The organism is Pauljensenia sp. UMB3104, from assembly GCF_030217285.1.
In the GTDB taxonomy this organism is placed as follows: domain Bacteria; phylum Actinomycetota; class Actinomycetes; order Actinomycetales; family Actinomycetaceae; genus Pauljensenia.
Window position 1 is genome coordinate 1 of sequence record NZ_JASONN010000669.1, and the last position, 229, is coordinate 229.

The 229-nt window shown below is 66.8% G+C and carries 1 protein-coding gene; it reads right to left on the reverse strand.

Going from position 1 to position 229, the window contains the following annotated elements; all coding sequences use genetic code 11:
- Positions 1-229 (reverse strand): helix-hairpin-helix domain-containing protein (locus QP415_RS13210; protein ID WP_285100376.1); only part of this gene is annotated, 229 nt, incomplete at both ends.

Below are 229 nucleotides of genomic sequence, written 5' to 3' on the forward strand. Positions count from 1 at the left end.
GTGAACCAGTCGCGCAGCGATCGGCCGATCTCCTCGCCCACACCTTCGACGGCAGAAAGCTCCTCGACCGAGGCGGCGCGCAGAGCATCCATCGATAGGAATTTCTCTGCGAGCGCGCGGGCCGCCGTCGGGCCGACGTGGCGGATGGACAGGGCGACAAGGACGCGCGCCAGGGGCTGGTTCTTGGCCTTGTCCAGCTCGGCAAGCATCTTCTCGGTGCCCTTAGAGG